The following is an 18,101-nucleotide window of genomic DNA, read 5'->3' as shown; positions in this document are numbered from 1 at the left end:
CTCCGCCGCTCCGTCCGTCCCGCCCGTCTGGCGCCCCGTGGCGCCTCAGCGCCGCCGGTGAAAGGGGTTCTACGGTTAGTGACGGATCCCCGCAAGTGGTTTTTTCGGCCGAAGATCGATTTTCTGCACTGTGCAAGAAAATCACGCATCCGCCGGTCTCTGGCGCCATTATCCTGCGCAGAGCTGCGATTTCGCGACATGGAGACCCCTGCCCCGCGCCGCTTCAACCTGTCGGCCACCGAATTCAGATCGTCAGAGGGGCTCTCAAGACCCCAGATCCGCCGAATCCGCGCTGGCTGACTCGATAGAAGGGCGCTTCTTCCCTTGGGTCAAGTGTTTTTGGCTGGCGACTCGACCCATAAGGGGAATCGCAAACAGTAGGGGATGCTCCCCTACCCCCTGCGGCGCAGCAGCAGGACGAGCGCGACCACCGACAGGATCGCCAGCACGAACCAGGTCAGCGCATAGGTCAGGTGGGTGTTGCGGAAGTCGACCACGGTCAGCCCCGGAACGGGGGCCTCCGCCCCGGCCTCTGCCGGTCCTTCCATATCGAGGAAGTAGGGCGCCACCTCGTTGAGGCCCTGCACCTCTGCCATCGCGCCGGTGTCACGCGAGTACCAGCGCCCCTCCTCCGGGGCATTGGACCGCAGGAAGGCGCCGCCCGGCTGGCTGAGCCGCAGGAGGCCTTCCACGGTCACCTCTCCACTCGGCGCTTCGGGAAGCCCCTCTGCGGCACGATCGTCGGCCACGAAGCCGCGGTTCACCAGAAGGCTCCAGCCATCCGCGGTCTCGAGAGGTGTCATCACCCAGTAGCCGCGGCCAAGGACGGTGACGGCCAGGACCGGCAGGCTCTGGCCCGCGTAGGTCCCGCTCACCTCGATACGGCGGTACTCATCTGCCTCTTCGCTCAAGCCGGACCAGTCCTGCGGCCCGGGGGCCGCGACGGGCGCGGCGGCCAGACGCGCCTCGACCCGGTCGATCAGGTCGGTCTTCCAGGCGAGGCGCTGCAGCTGCCAGACACCCAGCGCGACGAAGAGGGCACAAAAAAGCCCCGCGCCGACGAGCGGCGCGAGGCGTCTGAAGGAATGGCTGCGGGCGGGCCGGTCTGGACCCCGGTTCTCCGCCCGCCCCGGCATCAGCTGCCGAAGCCCGTCAGCTCGTGGTTCATCTGCGGCATCATGTTGGTGTTCAGGTGATACATGACCCAGAGCGAGCCCGAGAGCAGGATCGCCACGATGATCAGCGTGAAGATCAGCGACATCGCGGTCCAGCCCTCGTCCGAGTGGCTGTTCATGTGCAGGAAGTAGATCATGTGAACCACGATCTGCACGACGGCAAAGCCCATGACCGTCAGCGCCGTGGCGAGGGAGGAGTCGAAGCCGCCCGTCATCACCAGGTAGAAGGGCACAGCCGTCAGGACCGCCGCGAGGACGAAGCCGGTCAGGTAGCTGCGGTAGCTCCCGTGGTCGGGCCCGTCGTGCGCATGCTCGTCGTGGTGATGGGTCGCCGTTTCCTTGCTCATTGGATCATCCCCAGCAGATAGACGAAGGTGAAGACGCCGATCCAGATCACGTCCAGGAAGTGCCAGAACATCGACAGGCAGCTCAGGCGGCGCTTGTTCGCCTCGATCAGGCCATAGCGCGAAACCTGCACCATCAGCGTGATCAGCCAGAGCGAGCCGAAGGCGACGTGCAGCCCGTGCGTGCCGACCAGGACGAAGAAGGCCGAGAGGAAGCCCGAACGCTGCGGCCCCGCGCCCTCGTGGATCAGGTGGTAGAACTCGTACATCTCGACGCAAAGGAAGGCCGCGCCGAAGATCAGCGTGATGCCGAGCCATGTCAGCACCTCGCCCTTGCGGCCCTTGACCATGCCCAGCATCGCGAAGCCGTAGGTGATCGAGGAGAACAGCAGGAGCGCCGTGTTGATCGCCACCAGTTCGAGGTCGAAGAGGTCCTGCGGCCCGGGGCCGGCGGCATAGCTGCCGCCGAGCACGCCGTAGACCGCGAAGAGCACCGCGAACATCAGGCAGTCGCTCATCAGGTAGACCCAGAAGCCGAGGCTGGTCGAGGCCCCCTCGGGGTGATGATGCGGGTCGGTGTCCCAGAAGCTGGGCGTTGTCGGCTCGGCCATGCTCATCGTCAAACCCCTGCCGCGTCGAGCGCGCGGTTCCTGGCTGTCTCCACCCGCGCCACGGCATCGGCGGGGATGTGGAAGTCACGGTTGTAGTTGAAGGTGTGGTAGATCGCGGCGCCGATCAGCCCGGCGAAGGACAGCACGGCGAGCCACCAGATGTACCAGACCATGGCCATGCCGCAGACCGTCGCCAGCCCCGCCAGCACCACACCGGTGCCGGTGCCGCTGGGCATGTGGATCGGCAGGTAGGGCGCAGCGGGCCGCGTCTGGCCATGGGCCTTCATCTCCCACCAGGTGTCGATGCCGTGGGTCACCGGCGTGAAGGCGAAGTTGTAGGCCGGCGGCGGCGAAGACGTCGCCCATTCCAGCGTGCGCCCGTCCCAGGGATCGCCGGTCACATCGCGGTAGGCCTTACGGTGCCAGATGGACACGCCGATCTGCACGAAGAAGGCGGCGATGCCGATGGCGACCAGCACGGCGCCGAAGGCGGCGATGCCGAACCAGATCTGCAGCGAGGGATCGTCGAAGACCCGCATCCGGCGCGTCACGCCCATCAGGCCCAGCACGTAGAGCGGCGCGAAGGCGACCCAGAAGCCGACGACCCAGAACCAGAAGGACACGAGGCCCCAGAACCGGTTGAGCGTGTAGCCGAAGGCCTTCGGGTACCAGTAGTTGATCGCCGCGAACATGCCGAAGAGCACGCCGCCGATGATCACGTTGTGGAAGTGCGCGACCAGGAACAGCGAGTTGTGCAGGACGAAGTCCGCCGGCGGCACCGCCAGCAGCACGCCCGTCATGCCGCCGATCACGAAGGTCAGCATGAAGGCGACGGTCCACATCATCGGCAGCTCGAACCGGATGCGGCCGCGGTACATCGTGAAGAGCCAGTTGAAGATCTTGGCCCCCGTCGGCACCGAAATCACCATGGTCGTGATCCCGAAGAAGGAGTTCACCGAGGCGCCCGAACCCATCGTGAAGAAATGGTGCAGCCAGACGACGTAGCTGAGGATGGTGATGCAGACGGTCGCATAGACCATCGAGGTATAGCCGAAGAGGCGCTTGCCGCAGAAGGTCGCGGTGACTTCCGAGAAGACGCCGAAGAGCGGCAGGATCAGGATGTAGACCTCCGGGTGGCCCCAGATCCAGATGAGGTTGATATACATCATCGGATTGCCGCCGAGGTCGTTGGTGAAGAAGTTCGTGCCGACGTAGCGGTCGAGCGTCAGCAGGATCAGCGTCATCGTCAGCACCGGGAAGGAGGCGACGATCAGCACGTTGGTGCAAAGCGAGGTCCAGGTGAAGATCGGCATCCGCATCATGGTCATGCCCGGCGCGCGCATCTTCACGATGGTCACCAGCAGGTTGATGCCCGAGAGCGTCGTGCCCACCCCGGCGACCTGTAGGCCCCAGATGTAATAGTCGACCCCGACGTAGGGGCTGTAGCCGATCCCCGAGAGCGGCGGGAAGGCCAGCCAGCCGGTCTGCGCGAATTCACCCACGAAGAGCGAGGCCATGATGATCACCGCGCCGCCGACCGTCATCCAGAACGAGAAGTTGTTCAGGAACGGAAAGCTCACGTCCCGCGCGCCGATCTGCAGCGGCACGACGTAGTTCATCAGGCCGGTGACGAAGGGCATCGCCACGAAGAAGATCATGATCACGCCATGCGCGGTGAAGATCTGGTCGTAGTGATGCGAGTTCAGGTAGCCGTCGTTCCCCCCGAAGGCCATGACCTGCTGCAGCCGCATCATGATGGCGTCGGCAAAGCCGCGCACCAGCATGACGGTGCCGAGGATCATGTACATGATGCCGATCTTCTTGTGATCGACGGTCGTGAACCACTCGTGCCAGAGATAGCCCCAAAGGCGGAACTTGGTCAGCAGCGCCAGCAGGCCGATGCCGCCCAGCGCCACGACGATGGCGGTGACCACCACGATCGGCTCGTGCGGGATCGCCTGCCAGGTCAGACGGCCCAGCAGAAAGGAGGTCTCGGGAACGGCGGGCAGGCCCGCGAGGTCTTCTACAGCCATTTGCGTGTTCCTCAGAGCGTTTCGTCGGCGGCCATGCCACCGGTGGTGTCGGCTTCGGCGCGCTCGTTAGTCGGCGGCATCAGCCATGTCAGGGCGCGGCTGCCCTCGATCAGCGAGAGCGGGCCGGCGGGCGCGTCAACGGCCCGGCCGCGCAGGCGGGTCAGGTCGATCGGCGCGGCGCTCGGCTCATCGGCGCTGGCGAACATCAGCGCGGTATCCTCGGGCGTGCAGAAGCCGGTCACCTGGAACGGCTCCCATCCCAGAACGGGCGCACGGCTGCCGCGGCGCTGGTACTTGTCGTAGGTCAGCGAGGCGACGTTCATCGTGCCGGCAAGGCCGGTCCCGCCCTCGGCATCGATGGCCATCATCTCGGCCATGCAGATCTTGCCTTCCTCGACGCACATGTTGACCGCGCGGTCGAAGAGGTAGGGCTCCACCCCGGCGTAGGTCGCGGGCGGAACGGCGATGCTCGGCTCCTCGAGCTGCAGGTAGGACAGGCGGTCGAGGCGGTCCTCGCCGGACTGCGTCTCGGCGACCCACTCCTCGAAGCCGGCCTCGTCCACGGCGGTGGCATCGAAGCGCATCTGCGAGAAGCCCGCGCCAGAGTAGTGCGAGGCCATGCCCTGGAAGGTGCCGGCGCTATTGAAGACGCCGTAAAGCGAGGTCTCCATCCCCGGCATCGCATAGACCATCCCGGCCATGGCGGGGATGTAGAAGGCATTCATCACCGAAGACGAGGTCAGCGAGAAGAGCACGGGCCGGTCGACCGGCACCACCAGCTCGTTCACCGCGGCGACGCCCTGCTCGGGGTAGATGAACAGCCATTTCCAGTCGAGCGCGACGACCTGCACCTCGAGCGGGTCGACATCCTCGGGCACCTCGGTCTCGGCGTCGATGCGCGAGATCGGGCGATAGGGATCAAGAAGGTGCGTGCCGACCCAGGTCAGGGCGCCCAGCGCGATGATGATCATCAGCGGCAGCGCCCAGATCACCAGCTCGAGCTTGGTCGAGTGGTCCCAGTCGGGCGAATAGCTCGCCCGCTCGTTCGAGGCGCGGTAGCGCAGCGCGAAGTAGATCGTCAGCGCCATCACCGGCAGGATGATGATCAGCATCAGAAGGGTCGAGATCACCAGAAGGTCGCGCTGCTGCGCGGCGACATATCCCGAAGGCGCCAGCACCTCGAGCTTGCAGGCGCCCAGCATCAGCACCGGGACGATCCAGAAGAGGCGAGACAGCACTCGGCGCATGGGAGACCTCGTCATGAGCGGCTAAGGGGGCCGGAGACCGGCGGCACGCACCTACTATCGCCGCGCGTCCAAATCCGACATAGGACAATTTGTCACCTGCCGCATTCGGCGCCTTGGTGGCATGAAGCCGCGAGGCCCTGCGCCTGCGCCCCGGCCGGGGCGGCAGCGGGGCAACCGCGATGGCCGACAGGAGCGTTCATGACCAGTACCGCCGATCACGCCGCGCCGGACGGGCGCAACGCCAGCGCCGGCGGGGACGACATCCACCACGTTTCGCCCTCGGACATCGCCGTGGGCGTGGTCATCGGGCGGACGTCGGAATTCTTCGACTTCTTCGTCTTCGCCATCGCCTCGGTCATCGTCTTTCCGCAGCGGCTGTTTCCCTTCGCCGATCCCTATACGGCGACGATTTATTCCTTCTGCATCTTCGCGCTGGCCTTCCTCGCCCGCCCCGTCGGCACCGCGATCTTCCTGGCCATCGACCGTCTGCACGGCCGCGTCGCCAAGCTGACCATCGCGCTCTTCGTGCTGGGCACCTCGACCGTGGCGATGGGCCTCGTGCCCTCCTACGACACCGCCGGATGGCTGGCCATCGCCAGCCTCTGCATCCTGCGAATCGGTCAGGGCATCGCGCTTGGCGGGTCCTGGGACGGTCTCGCCTCGCTGCTGGCGCTGACGGCCCCGAAAGACAAGCGCGGGTTCTACGCCATGGTGCCGCAGCTTGGCGCGCCCATCGGCCTGATCGTCGCGACGCTTCTCTTCGCCTTCCTCGTTGGCAGCCTGCCGGCGGTCGACTTCCTCGACTGGGGCTGGCGCTATCCCTTCTTCGTCGCCTTCGCGATCAACGTCGTGGCGCTCTTCGCGCGCCTCAGGATCGTCGCGACCGAGGAATACGAGGCCCTGTTCCAGCAGCGCGAGCTGCAGCCCAGCCGCCTGCGCGAGACGATCCGCGTGAACATCCGCACGCTGATCCTCGGCATCTTCGTGCCGCTCTCGGCCTTTGCGCTGTTCCACATGACCAGCGTCTTCCCGCTGTCCTGGGTCTTTCTCTACACCGACGAAGAGGTCACCGGCTTCCTGATGATCGAGGCGCTCGGCGCGGGCTTCGGGCTGCTGGCCGTCGTAGCCTCGGGCTACCTCGCGGACCGGATCGGGCGGCGCCGGGTGCTGACGATCAGCGCCTGGGGCGTCGCGGGTTTCGCCATTCTGGCGCCGCTGCTGCTCTCTGGCGACGCGGCTGGCGAGACGATCTACATGGTGGTCGGCTTCATCATCCTCGGGCTGGGCTTCGGCCAGTCCTCGGGGGCCGTCGCCTCGCTCTTCGAGACGCAAAGCCGCTACACCGCCTCTGCCGTAGTCTCGGATCTCTCCTGGCTCTTCGGGGCGGGCTTTGCGCCACTGACCGCGCTGCTGCTGACGCATTGGTTCGGCCTGCCTGCCGCTGGCCTCTACCTGCTGTCGGGCGCGATCTGCACCTTGATCGCCTTGTGGTTCTTCGGCCGGATGATGTCGCACCTCGAGGGCTGAGGCCCGCCCAGGGAATGACGAAAGGGGCGCCCCGACCGGGCGCCCCTTTTGCGTTGCAGGACCGATCCGCGATCCTCAGACGTCGACTGTCACCTGCCCCAGCGGATGCGAGCAGCAGGCGAGGATCCAGCCCTCGGCGATGTCGTCTTCGGTGATGCCGCCGTTGTGGACCATATGCACCTCGCCCGAGAGCTTCTTGATCCGGCAGGTGCCGCAGACCCCGAAAGTGCAGCCCGAGGGGATGTTCAGCCCGGCGTTGCGCGTCGCGGCAAGGACGGTGTCGGTCTCGGCGCAGCGGGTGGTGACACCCGAGGCGGCGAAAGTGATCTCGGCCTGTGCGCCTTCCTCGGGCACCACGTCCTCGGGCAGCGGCACTTCTTCGGCGGGGGCAGAGAAGCTTTCCTGGTGGAAGTGCTCGAGGTCGAAGCCAAGGCCGGACAGGGCCTCTCGCACCGCGGTGATGAAGGGTTCCGGCCCGCAGCAGAAAACCTCGCGCTCAAGGTAGTCGGGCGCCATGAGGCCCAGCATCAGCTGGTTGAAGCGGCCCTGGTAGCCGGTCCAGGGATGATAGCGATCCGGCTGCTCGATCACCCACTTGAGATCGATCCCCGGCACCCGGCTGGCCATATGCTCCAGCCGCTCGCGGAAGATGATATGCGAGGGGCGCTGCGCGCAGTTGACGAAGACGATGTCCGGCTCGGTCCCCAGATCGAACATGAAGGTCGTCATCGACATCATCGGCGTGATGCCCGACCCGGCCGAGATGAAAAGGTACTTCTCCGCCGGATGGTCGAGGCAGGTGAACCGCCCCGTTGGCGCCGTCGCCCGCAGCTGCATCCCCGGCTCGAGATTGTCGAGAAGCCAGCGCGTCGCATAGCTTCCGGGCTGCGCCTTGGCGGTGATCGACAGCGCCCGCGGCCGCGAGGGAGAGGAGCTGATCGTCCAGGTCCGCCAGACCGGGCCGCCAGGGACCGGCACCTCGATCGTCACGAACTGGCCGGGGTTGAAATCGAAGAGGGCGCCTGACGGGGCCCGGAAGGAGAAGGTGGCGGTATCGGGCACCTCGGGGATCACCGAGACGCATTCCAGCGGTTCGGATCCGTCCCAGATCCGCCCGCTCCGCAGCGGCGACACGTCCTGCACCGCCCTACTCTGCCGCCAGCGCAGCCTGCGGCGCCAGCCTTTCGGTCATGGTGCGGCAGTACCAGTCGGTGAACTGGATCACGCCGCTTTCCTGCACGGCGGAATAGGGCCCCGGCTCGTAGGCCGGCGAATCGATGCCCTGCTGGTTGTCCTCGACCACGCGGCGATCCTCGTCGTTGGTACCGATCCAGACCTCCGTCAGCCGCTTGAGGTCGTAGTCCCGCCCCTCGACCGCATCCTCGTGCACCAACCACTTGGTGGAGACCTCGGTCTGGCGCGGGCCGATGGGCGTGACGCGGAAGACGATGGAATGATCCGCCAGGTGGTGATTCCAGGTCGAGGGGTAGAGAAACTGCATCAGCACCCCCGCCTCGTCCGAGGGCAGCCCGGCGAGCCGCCGCTGCACCGCGATCTCGCCATCCATGGTATAGCTCTTGGCCCCCGGCTTCAGCGGCATCCGCGCCAATCGGTAGGCGCCGTCCTCCGACAGGTGGAAGCGAGAGCGCAGGCCCGCCCCTTCCCAATGGTCGAAATGCGCCGCCAGCGCGGGCGGCATCTCGCCCCCCTCGCCGATTCCCGTGACGGACGGATCGTCAGGATAGGTGCGGCAGAGGCCGGGGTGATTGCCGCCGCAGTGATAGCACTCGCGGTTGTTCTCCCAGACCAGCTTCCAGTTGCCCTCCTCGACGATGGTCGATTCATGCGCGATCTTCGCCTCGGCCAGGTTGTGCGGCGCGAGGTAGGGCTGCGCCAGCGCTGCGAACTCGTCGAAATCGGGCGGCACATCGGCGAGGCAGATGTAGATCAGCCCCGACATCTCGCGGCAATGCACGGGCTTGAGGCCATGGGCCGAGGCGTCGAAGTCCGGCCCCATGTCCCGCGCCCAGAGCAGCCTTCCGTCCAGCTCGTAGGTCCATTGGTGGTAGGGGCAGACCAGCTTGGGCGCGACACCCTTGGCCGCCTTGCAGATCACCGACCCGCGGTGGCGGCAGGTGTTGTGAAAGGCCCGGATCACGCCATCCGCGCCCCGCACGATCACCACGCGGTAGTCGCCCACCTGATACGTGACATAGGCGCCGGTCTTCGGCAGCTCGCAGGAGGGCGCGGTGAACAGCCAGTCGCGGTACCAGATGGCCTCGAGATCCTGCCGGAAGATCGCCTCGTCGCCGTAAAAGGGCTGTTCCAGCGCGTGACCGGGGATGCGGCGCGAGAGGAGCGTCTGGATGTCTGTCGGCATGGCACCGTCCCTTTTGCCGCGCGGCGGCGGCCCTGCAGGCTGCGGGGACAGGGGACGCCGGGCAGGCACGGGGACAGGGCCGCGGCTGCTGCCGGCGCCCGACCGCCACCCGCGGTTAGACGTCTCGTGCAAGGCCGGGGTCCGGGCTGGGGGGCGGCAGGCACGGCATGGGGCGGGCCCTCTTGCCCCCTGCCGCGCCCGCCGCCCCGTCACCGGTGCGGGGGCAGCGCCGGCCTCTCCCCGGCTGCCCGACCTGCGGGCCGACGGCCCGCGCTTGCAGGGTCAGGTTAGATCCGGCGGGGCCGCCCGGTCGTCCTGATTGCGACTTGGCGCCGAACGTCTCCGACGCGGGGGCAGGCGATTGCGGGCGCCGGGCGGCGCCCGCAACGTTCAGGCGGGCGTCTTCTCGATCCGCACCGGCACCGCCTTGGAGCCGGGAGTCTTCGACAGCCCGTCATGCAGATCGAGCGGCACCAGCACGTTGCACTCGGGGTAGTAGGACCCCACGGTGCCCTCCGGCAGGTTGAACCGGATCACCTCCAGCCCGCCAAGCCGCCGCTCCACCCCGTCGCCCGAATCGCCGACGAGGGCGACGCGGTCGCCATGCGACAGCCCCTGCCGCGCCATGTCGGATTCGTTCATCAACAGGACGTCGCGCGTGCCCTCGATCCCGCGGAAGCGGTCCGAATAGCCGTAGATCGTCGTGTTGAACTGGTCGTTCGAGCGCATGGTCAGCAGGGTGAACCGCCCCTCCTCCGGATCGAAGGACAGGGCGTTCAGCTTGCCCGGACGGGTGAACTCGGCCCTGCCGCTCTCGGTGTTCCAGACCCGGCGATGGGCGGCATTGCCGCGCCAGAAGCCGCCGGGCGTGTTCAGCCTGCCGTTGAAGTCGCGGAAATCGTCGGGATAGGTCTGCTCGATCAGGTCGCGCACCAGCGCATAGTCCCGCGTCCAGGCGCGCCAGGGCCGCTTGGGGTGCTCGGGCGTGATCGCCTGCCCCAGCCCGGCGACGATCGCCATCTCGGACTTCAGGTAGTCCGAGGCCGGCTTCTGCTTGCCCTGCGATCCGTGGATCATCGAGAAGCTGTCCTCGACCGAGATGTACTGGTTGCCGGTCGCCTGCTCGTCCTTCTCGCTGCGCGACAGGCAGGGCAGGATATAGGCCGTCTTGCCCGGGAACAGATGCGTGCGGTTCAGCTTGGTCGAGATCATGACCGTGACGTCCTGCCCCGCCCAGGCGCCCTCGAGCCGGTCGCGCTCGGGCAGCGCGCGCAGCAGGTTGCCGCCAAGGCAGAGCGTCGCGCGGATGCGCCCCTCCAGCAGGCCCTGCGCGGCATCGACGATATGGGTGCCGTCCTTCTCGGGCGGCTCGAAATCGAAAAGCGCGCGCAGCTTGTCGAAGGGCACGAGCTTGGTCTTCTCGGCGATGCCGACGGTACGCTGACCCTGCACGTTGGAATGGCCGCGCACCGGGCAGCAGCCCGCCCCCTCGCGCCCGATATTGCCGCGCAGCAGCAGGAAGTTGACCAGCATCCCGATGTTGTCGGAGCCATGGGCATGCTGCGTCAGCCCCATGCCGTAGACGCCGATCACCCGCTCGGCCTCCATGTAGACCTGCGCGGCATCGCGCAGGGCGCCCTCGGTCAAGCCGCACTCGCCAGTGATCGCGCCCCAGTCGGCGGCGCGCGCCTGCTCGATGAACTCGCGGTAGCCGGTCGCGTGCTCTTCGAGGAAGGCCCAGTCGATGACGGCGGGCTTGCCGGCGGCGATGGCGGCATCATCGGCCTCGACCACGGCCTTGCACATGCCGAGGATGGCGGCGATGTCGGTGCCGCCCTTCAGCTGGTGGTACTGGTCCGAGATCACCGTCTCGCGGCCCGTGGCCATGTCGATCGGGTTCTGCGGGTCGACGAAGGAGACGAGGCCCTGCTCCTTTACCGGGTTGAAGGTGACGATCTTCGCGCCGCGGTCCTTGGCCTCCTTCAGGGGATGCAGGAAGCGGGGCGAATTGGTCCCCGGGTTCTGCCCGAAGAAGAAGTAGCAGTCGGTCTTTTCCAGATCCTCCCACAGCACCGTCCCGACGGAAGAGCCGATGACCTTCTTGAGGCCGACGCTCGTCGTCTCGTGGCACATGTTGGAGGACTGCGGCAGGTTGTTGTTCCCGTAAAGCCGCGCCATCAGCGCCCAGAGATAGGACGCCTCGAGCCCCGCGTGGCCCGAGGAATAGAACACCACGTCGTCGCGCGGCAGATCGGCCAGCGCGGCGCCGATCCCCTGGAACGCCTCTTCCCAGGAGACGGCGACATAGCGGCCGGTATCGTGATCGAAGCGCAGCGGATGCGTCAGCCGGCCCGTCATCTCGAGCTCATGGTCGGTCCAGGACTTCAGATCCTCGACCGTGTGATCGTTCCAGAACTCCGGCCGGCAGCGGTCGCGCGTCGATTCCCAGAGCGTCGCCTTGGCGCCGTTCTCGCAGAACTCGAAGGGGTGATAATTCGCCGGCTTGGGCCAGGCGCAGGAGGAGCACATGAAGCCGCCGGGCTTGTTCTGCCGGCGCAGCGTCTCGAGCGCGGCGGGATCGGGATGGGACGTGGCACGGACCGCGTTGATCCCGCGCATCGAGCCCCAGCCCCCGGCGGGCCCGCTTTTCTTCGGCAGATCGGGGTGGCTGTCAGAGTCTGGCATGGCGGCTGCTCCTATGGATCGCGCGGATCATGATAGGATGCGCGCAGCGGTCGCCAAGGCGCAAGCGCGCGATGCCGCACAGTTGACAGCCGCGCTCCTCCGGCGCGACAGAAGGAGCATGTACCAGAGCCCCCCCTCCCCCGGCACACGGCGCCCCCTGCCGCAGGAAGTCGCGGTCGCGATCACCTGCAACGGCACGACGCAGGCCGTGATGATGGCGACCCCGCAGGACCTGGCCGATTTCGCCCATGGCTTCGCCCTGTCAGAGGGGCTGATCCGCTACCTCGGCGATGTCGAGGAGTTTGAACTGGTCGAGCATCCCAAGGGGATCGAGGCGCGATTCTGGCTGGCCCCGGCGCAGGCCAAGGCCCTCGGCGCGCGGCGCCGCATCATGGCCGGGCCGGTGGGCTGCGGTCTTTGCGGCATCGACAGCCTCGACGAGGCGATGCGCGAGGTGCCCGCCGTCAAGGACGAGGCGCTGCGACTGAGCGGAGAGGAGATCGCCTCCGCGCCCGAGGCGCTGCGCGCCTTTCAGCCGCTGCACGACGCCAGCCGGGGCGTCCATGCCGCCGGTTTCCTGCAGCCCGGCGCCGGCGTCACCCTCGCGCGCGAGGATGTCGGCCGGCACAATGCCCTCGACAAGCTGACGGGGGCGCTCCTGCTCGCGGGCACCGCGCCCTCGGGCGGCGCCGTGGTCATCACCAGCCGCGTCTCGATCGACCTCGTGCAGAAGGTGGCGCTGGCGGGATCACCGATGCTGATCGCCGTCTCGACACCCACGCAGGCCGCCGTCGACGCGGCGGAGGGGGCCGGGCTGACGCTGATCGCCCGGGTGCGCGGCGGTGGTTTCGAGGTCTTCTCCCATCGCTACCGCGTCGGCTGAGGTGGCGCGGGACCGCATCGGCGGCGTGATCCTTGCCGGGGGCGCCGCGCGACGCATGGGCGGCGGCGACAAGGGGCTGATGCTGCTGGGGGGCAAGCCGCTGCTGGCGCATGTGCAGGCCCGCCTCGCGCCGCAGGTCGCGGCCTTGGCCCTCAGCGCCAATGGCGATGCCGCGCGCTTCGCCGCCTTCGGCCTGCCGGTGATCGCCGATCCGCTGCCCGGCAGCCTCGGCCCCCTTGCCGGGGTGCTCGCCGGTCTGAACTGGGCGCAGGCTCAGGGGTTTGAGGCCATCGCTACGGCGCCGGTCGATACGCCCTTCCTGCCCGCGGATCTCGTGGAGCGCCTATTGGCCGCCGGGCGCGACGGGCCGAGCCATGCCGGGACAGCGGAGCGTAGTCACCACACGCTCGCGCTCTGGCCGGTTAGCCTGCGCGATCCGCTGATGCGGGCGCTGCAGCGGGGCCAGCGCCGCCTCGGCGCCTTCGCCGCCGATCACGCCAGCACCCCCGCCCTCTTCGAGGAGGAGGCGCCCTTCGCCAATATCAACACCCCCGCCGATCTGGCCGAGGCCCAGCACAGGCTCCGTCCCCGGGCCTGACGGCAGGCGGGAGAGCCTGCCAAGAAGTCTGGTAATGCTGCGCGCGCCGGCCTTGGCGATCAGTCCGCCTTGTCGGCCTTGCTGTAGTACAACTTGCCGATCTCGATCGGCTTGCGATCGACCTCGCGGCGATGGCGGTTGGTATCGCGCAGGGAATAGACGCAGCCGCAGTATTCCTGCTGGTAGAATTCCTCGCGCTTCGAGATCTCGATCATCCGGTTCGAACCGCCGCCCTTGCGCCAGTTGAAATCCCAGTAGTCCAGACCGTCGTAGGGCGCGACGGCGCGGGCCCCGCTGCCGTTGATCTGGTTCATGTCCTTCCAGCGCGAGATGCCGAGCGAGGAGGTCATGACCGGAAAGCCGTTCTCATGCGCGTAAAGCGCGGTCCGCTCGAACCGCATGTCGAAACACATGGTGCAGCGGATGCCGCGCTCCGGCTCCCACTCCATCCCCTTGGCGCGGGCGAACCAGTTGTCCGTGTCGTAGTCGCAATCGACGAAGGGCACGCCGTGCTTCTCGGCGAAGCGGACGTTCTCTTCCTTGCGCAGCAGGTACTCCTGCTGCGGGTGGATATTGGGGTTGTAGAAGAAGATGGTGTAGTCGATCCCGCTTGCCGTCATCGCCTCCATCACCTCGCCCGAGCAGGGCGCACAGCACGAATGGAGAAGCACCTTCCGGTGCCCATCGGGCGGGGTCAGGACGGGGCGGTCGGTCGTGGTCGCGGGATCGGTCATGCCCGATCCGATACCACGGTCGGGATCGAAGAAAAAGCGGCGAGGAGGGTGTGGCGGCCGCGCGCGCGGGTACTTCTCCGGCCAGGACCGAGGGCCGGTTCAGCGTTCCGCGATCATGTAGGAAGACTTGGTAGCGGAGGAGGGACTTGAACCCCCGACACGCGGATTATGATTCCGCTGCTCTAACCAACTGAGCTACTCCGCCAAGCCGCGGCTGACTTAGGCGAGGCGCGGCGGGCGGTCAAGTACGTTCCGCTCTTCCGTCTCGTTGCGTCATCCGGCATCACGGGCGCGGAAGGAGACCCCATATGGCAACCGAAGCCCTGCTGCGCCGCTTTACCCAGGCGCTGGGACCGGCGCATGTGCTGACCGGCGGTGACACCGCGCCCTGGGCGCGGGACTGGACCGGCGCCTATCAGGGGGAACCCGCCGCCGTGCTGCGCCCCGCCGATACGGCGCAGGTCTCGGCAGTGCTGGCCATCGCGCATGAGGCCGGCACCCCCATCGTGCCCGCCGGCGGGCGCACCGGGCTTACGGGCGCCACCCATGCGCCGGGCGCCGTCGTCCTGTCGCTGGACCGGCTGAGCCGCATCCGCGAGATCCGCCGCGAGGGCCGCGTCGCCGTGGTCGAAGCGGGCGTCGTGCTGAGCCACCTGCACGAGGCCGCCGAGGCGGAGGACCTGTCCTTTCCGCTGACGCTGGGCGCGCGCGGCTCGGCCACCATCGGCGGGCTTCTGTCCACCAACGCCGGCGGGCCGAACGTGCTGCGACACGGCAATGCCCGCGACCTCTGCCTCGGGATCGAGGCGGTGATGGCCGACGGGCGGGTCTGCGACCTGATGGGTGCGCTGCACAAGGACAATTCCGGCTATCACCTGCGCGATTTGCTGATCGGCGCCGAGGGGACGCTGGGCGTGATCACCGCCGCCACGCTCAAGCTGGCGCCGCGCCCGCGCGCCCATGCCACGGCGATGGTCGCCCTGCCCGCCCTGCCGCCCGCGCTGCGGGTCCTGAACGCGGTGCAGGACGCCACCGGCGGCGCGGTCGAAGCCTTCGAGCTGATGCCCCGCAGCTATATCGAGGCTTGGGCCGCCCATACCGGCGGGCGCCGTCCCTTCGAGGGCGACTGGCCGGTGACCATCATGATCGAGGTCGCCACCACCTCGGACGTCGATGCGGCCCCCGGCCCGCAGGGGCAGTCCCCGCTTGCTGAAAGGCTGGAGACGGTGCTTGCCGCATTGCTCGAGGACGGCACGCTCGGCGACGCGGTGATCGCCCAGAACGAGGCGCAGCGGGCCGAGATCTGGGCCCGCCGCGAGGCCGCGGCCGAGGTGACCTTCGCCCGCCGCCCCTTCGTCGATACCGACGTCGCGCTGCCGCTCGACCTCGTGGCCGACTACCTGGAGCGTATCGGCCCGGCGCTGCAGGCCATCGATCCCGGCGTGGGCGAGCTGGTCGTGGCACACCTCGGCGACGGCAATATCCATTACACCGCCTACCCGACCCGCGACGACGCGGCGCTGAAGGACGCGCTGCGCGAGGCCATCGACGCGCTTGCCACCCGGATGGGCGGCAGCTTCTCGGCCGAGCATGGCGTCGGCCTGTCCAAGCGCGCCTCCATGGCGCGGCACAAGGATCCGGCGGCCCTCGCGGCGATGCACGGCATCAAGGCGGCGCTCGATCCCAAGGGCATCCTCAATCCCGGAAAGGTTCTGCCATGATCGCCTCGCTGCGCCTGCTCTGGCGCGAGCCGCTCTTGCGCATGCTCTGCGGCACCATCGTCCTGCAGGGCGTGATGGGCGCCTCGATTTTTCCCTTCCAGTCGCTGATGGCGATCCGGCGCTTCGGCTTTTCCGACCAGGCCTTCGCTCTGATCCTGACCGCGCTGCTGGTCTCGAGCGTCAGCCTCTCGATCCTGATCGGCATCCGCACCGATCAGCACCCCGAGCGGCGGCGTATGGCGCTGGCCGCCTCCGCCGCGATGGCGGCGGGCGCCGGCCTCGTCCTGCTGCTGCGCACGCCCTGGGCCTTCGTCGCGGCGCATGTGCTGCTGCTGCCGCTGGCGGGCACGATGATGGGGCAGGTCTTCGCGACGGCGCGCCTGGCGCTTGCGCCGCATCCGCAGCGCCTGCGCGAAGGGCCATGGCGACGATCCGCGCGGTCTTCGCCCTGCCCTTCATCGCGGTGCTGCCGCTCTGGGGTGCGGCGCTCTCTGCCGGGATGCCGCTGACCGGTATCTATGCCGGCGTCGTCGCCGCCGGCCTGCTGCAACTCGCCTGGGTCTGGCGCCGCTGGCCTCGGGACGACGAAGCGCCCTGGCAGGAGGTGAAATCAGGCCTGCCCTTCACCGCCGCCCTGTCAGAGATCCTCGCCCCTTCGGTGCTGCTGCGGGTGCTGCTTGTCGGGGCGATCAACTCGGGCGCCGCGGTCTCGGGCGCGGTGCTGGGGCTGATCCTGACGCAGGCGGGGCGGCCCGACGCCGACCTCGGCCTCTTCTTCGGCGGCTCGGTCGGGCTCGAGGTCGTGGTGATGATGTCCGTGGGCGCCTTCACGCCCTACCTGCGGCGGCTGCACCTCGTGGGAATCGGCGCCCTCTTCTACGCCGCCTACCTCGCGCTTCTGCCGCTGGCTGCCCCATCGGCCTGGCTCTGGGCGCTGGTGCCGCTGCAGGCGATCGGCGGCGGGCTGATCTTCGCCCTCTCGATCGCCTACCTGCAGGATCTGCTCGCCCTGCGCGCCGGCGCCGGCGCGGCCCTCCTGTCGGTCGAGCGGGCGGGGGCCGAGGGCATGGCCGCGGGCCTTTTCGGCCTCGGCACCGCGATGGCCGGCTACGGCCTTGTCGCGGCCCTGGGGGCGGCTCTGGTGGTCACGGGCATGGGCTGGCTGCTGGGGCTCGACCGGCGCCGCGACAAGCGTCAGTCGAAGAACCCCGGCCCGGCCTGAGCCAGCAGCCGCTCGGCCATGGCGCGGCCGATCTCGGCCCCGTCCTCGGCCGCGCCGGTCTCGTCGCCCGTCAGCACCTCGGAGCCGTCGGTGCGCAGGATCTCGCCCCGCAGGCGAAGCTGGCCACCCGAAAGCTCTGCCAGCCCGGCGATCGGCGTCTGGCACGATCCGTCCAGCGCCTCGAGATAGGCGCGTTCGGCCGCGATGCTCAGATGCGTCGGGCCATGGCGCAAAGGCTCCAGCAGCGCGCCGGTCCTTGCGTCCTCCGCCCGCCGCTCGATGCAGATCGCGCCCTGCGCGACGGCGGGCAGCATGTCCTCGGGCGCGATGGCGCGCGCCGGCACCTCGGTCATCTTCAGCCGCGACAGGCCTGCGGCGGCAAGGAAGGTCGCATCCGCCACGCCGTCCGACAGCTTCAGCAGGCGCGTCTGCAGGTTGCCGCGGAACTCCACGACCCTGAGGTCGGGCCGACGCGCCAGAAGCTGCGCCCGCCGCCGCAGGCTTGAGGTGCCGACCGTCGCGCCCTCGGGCAGGTCGCGAATGCCCCCATGCACGAGGCTGACGAAGGCGTCGCGCGGGTCCTCCCGCTCGAGGAAGCAGTCCAGCGCCAGCCCCTCGGGCTGCCGCGTCGGCATGTCCTTGGTCGAATGGACCGCGATGTCGATGCCGCCCGAGAGCAGCGCCTCCTCGATCTCCTTGGTGAACATCCCCTTGCCGCCCAGCTGGCTCAGCGGGCGGTCCACCACGCGGTCGCCGGTGGTCCGGATGATCACGATCTCGAAGGCCTCGAAGGGCAGGTCCCAGGCCACGGCGAGGCGCGCCTGCGCCTCCTCCGCCTGTGCAAGCGCAAGCGGCGAGCCGCGGGTACCGATCTTCAGAGGGCTTTGGGGGTCGGGCATCTGCATGGCGCCGCCTTTACGCCCCGCGCGCGGGCGCGGCAA

Annotated in this window: 16 protein-coding genes and 1 tRNA gene; 6 read left to right on the top strand and 11 right to left on the bottom strand. The window is 68.3% G+C overall.

Annotated elements, in window-relative coordinates; genetic code table 11:
* Window positions 1-392: 392 nt before the first annotated feature.
* Genes DFP88_RS09265 through cyoA form a run of 5 tightly spaced genes read right to left on the bottom strand, consistent with a single transcriptional unit; the run spans window position 393 to window position 5,410 of the window.
* Window positions 393-1,136, bottom strand: coding sequence for an SURF1 family protein (locus DFP88_RS09265; RefSeq protein WP_110814130.1), 744 nt, complete (start codon window positions 1,134-1,136; stop codon window positions 393-395).
* A complete protein-coding gene (gene cyoD, locus DFP88_RS09260) occupies window positions 1,136-1,522 on the bottom strand; it encodes a cytochrome o ubiquinol oxidase subunit IV (protein ID WP_110814129.1) in 387 nt (128 codons plus the stop codon). The genes DFP88_RS09265 and cyoD overlap by 1 nt, the downstream gene beginning before the upstream one ends.
* The gene (gene cyoC / locus DFP88_RS09255) at window positions 1,519-2,130 is read right to left on the bottom strand and encodes a cytochrome o ubiquinol oxidase subunit III (RefSeq protein ID WP_245904749.1); all 612 of its coding nucleotides are present in this window, start codon (window positions 2,128-2,130) and stop codon (window positions 1,519-1,521) included. Before cyoC ends, cyoD begins: the two co-directional genes overlap by 4 nt.
* Window positions 2,131-2,138: 8 nt before the next feature.
* Window positions 2,139-4,163 carry a cytochrome o ubiquinol oxidase subunit I gene (gene cyoB / locus DFP88_RS09250; protein ID WP_110814127.1) on the bottom strand — a complete coding sequence of 675 codons (2,025 nt, stop codon included), beginning with the start codon at window positions 4,161-4,163 and terminating at the stop codon, window positions 2,139-2,141.
* A gap of 11 nt (window positions 4,164-4,174) precedes the next feature.
* Complete coding sequence (cyoA, locus tag DFP88_RS09245) at window positions 4,175-5,410, bottom strand: ubiquinol oxidase subunit II (protein ID WP_220032305.1); 1,236 nt, start codon at window positions 5,408-5,410, stop codon at window positions 4,175-4,177.
* A 198-nt stretch (window positions 5,411-5,608) separates the two neighbouring features.
* On the opposite strand from cyoA, the gene DFP88_RS09240 reads away from it, so the two are divergent.
* Window positions 5,609-6,937: an MFS transporter gene (locus DFP88_RS09240; protein ID WP_110814125.1), complete on the top strand. Its 1,329-nt coding sequence runs from the start codon at window positions 5,609-5,611 to the stop codon at window positions 6,935-6,937.
* Between the two features lie 75 nt (window positions 6,938-7,012).
* Here DFP88_RS09240 and DFP88_RS09235 read toward each other — a convergent pair whose 3' ends face one another.
* The 3 genes from DFP88_RS09235 to DFP88_RS09225 form a co-directional block, all read right to left on the bottom strand.
* Window positions 7,013-8,080: an FAD-binding oxidoreductase gene (locus tag DFP88_RS09235; RefSeq protein ID WP_425450817.1), complete on the bottom strand. Its 1,068-nt coding sequence runs from the start codon at window positions 8,078-8,080 to the stop codon at window positions 7,013-7,015.
* Between the two features lie 4 nt (window positions 8,081-8,084).
* Window positions 8,085-9,317 carry an aromatic ring-hydroxylating oxygenase subunit alpha gene (locus DFP88_RS09230; protein ID WP_110814124.1) on the bottom strand — a complete coding sequence of 411 codons (1,233 nt, stop codon included), beginning with the start codon at window positions 9,315-9,317 and terminating at the stop codon, window positions 8,085-8,087.
* A gap of 390 nt (window positions 9,318-9,707) precedes the next feature.
* Window positions 9,708-12,002 (bottom strand): FdhF/YdeP family oxidoreductase, encoded by a 2,295-nt coding sequence (locus DFP88_RS09225; protein WP_110814123.1) that lies wholly within the window; start codon window positions 12,000-12,002, stop codon window positions 9,708-9,710.
* A 118-nt stretch (window positions 12,003-12,120) separates the two neighbouring features.
* On the opposite strand from DFP88_RS09225, the gene fdhD reads away from it, so the two are divergent.
* Together fdhD and mobA are read left to right on the top strand one after the other, a co-directional pair.
* Window positions 12,121-12,885 (top strand): formate dehydrogenase accessory sulfurtransferase FdhD, encoded by a 765-nt coding sequence (fdhD, locus tag DFP88_RS09220; protein WP_110814122.1) that lies wholly within the window; start codon window positions 12,121-12,123, stop codon window positions 12,883-12,885.
* A 1-nt stretch (window position 12,886) separates the two neighbouring features.
* A complete protein-coding gene (gene mobA, locus DFP88_RS09215; protein ID WP_110814121.1) occupies window positions 12,887-13,483 on the top strand; it encodes a molybdenum cofactor guanylyltransferase MobA in 597 nt (198 codons plus the stop codon).
* A gap of 59 nt (window positions 13,484-13,542) precedes the next feature.
* On the opposite strand, the gene DFP88_RS09210 is transcribed toward mobA, so the two are convergent.
* Together DFP88_RS09210 and DFP88_RS09205 are read right to left on the bottom strand one after the other, a co-directional pair.
* Window positions 13,543-14,217: an epoxyqueuosine reductase QueH gene (locus DFP88_RS09210; protein WP_110814120.1), complete on the bottom strand. Its 675-nt coding sequence runs from the start codon at window positions 14,215-14,217 to the stop codon at window positions 13,543-13,545.
* A gap of 128 nt (window positions 14,218-14,345) precedes the next feature.
* Window positions 14,346-14,422: transfer RNA gene (locus DFP88_RS09205), tRNA-Met, on the bottom strand.
* Window positions 14,423-14,525: 103 nt separating this feature from the next.
* Between DFP88_RS09205 and DFP88_RS09200 the strand changes: the two genes are divergently transcribed.
* The 3 genes from DFP88_RS09200 to DFP88_RS09190 are packed head-to-tail and all read left to right on the top strand — an operon-like array spanning window position 14,526 to window position 17,160.
* Window positions 14,526-15,938: an FAD-binding oxidoreductase gene (locus DFP88_RS09200; RefSeq protein WP_110814119.1), complete on the top strand. Its 1,413-nt coding sequence runs from the start codon at window positions 14,526-14,528 to the stop codon at window positions 15,936-15,938.
* Window positions 15,935-16,447 (top strand): MFS transporter, encoded by a 513-nt coding sequence (locus DFP88_RS09195; RefSeq protein ID WP_110814118.1) that lies wholly within the window; start codon window positions 15,935-15,937, stop codon window positions 16,445-16,447. Before DFP88_RS09200 ends, DFP88_RS09195 begins: the two co-directional genes overlap by 4 nt.
* Complete coding sequence (locus tag DFP88_RS09190) at window positions 16,360-17,160, top strand: MFS transporter (protein WP_110814117.1); 801 nt, start codon at window positions 16,360-16,362, stop codon at window positions 17,158-17,160. Before DFP88_RS09195 ends, DFP88_RS09190 begins: the two co-directional genes overlap by 88 nt.
* Here DFP88_RS09190 and hemC read toward each other — a convergent pair.
* On the bottom strand, window positions 17,133-18,065 hold the full coding sequence (gene hemC / locus DFP88_RS09185) for a hydroxymethylbilane synthase (protein WP_110814116.1): 933 nt from the start codon (window positions 18,063-18,065) through the stop codon (window positions 17,133-17,135). The genes DFP88_RS09190 and hemC overlap by 28 nt on opposite strands.
* Window positions 18,066-18,101: the final 36 nt, after the last annotated feature.

It is taken from the genome of Pseudoroseicyclus aestuarii, from assembly GCF_003217255.1.
Lineage (GTDB): Bacteria > Pseudomonadota > Alphaproteobacteria > Rhodobacterales > Rhodobacteraceae > Pseudoroseicyclus > Pseudoroseicyclus aestuarii.
The sequence above is the reverse complement of the archived record's forward strand: the minus strand, read 5'-3'. Positions and strand labels throughout refer to the sequence as shown.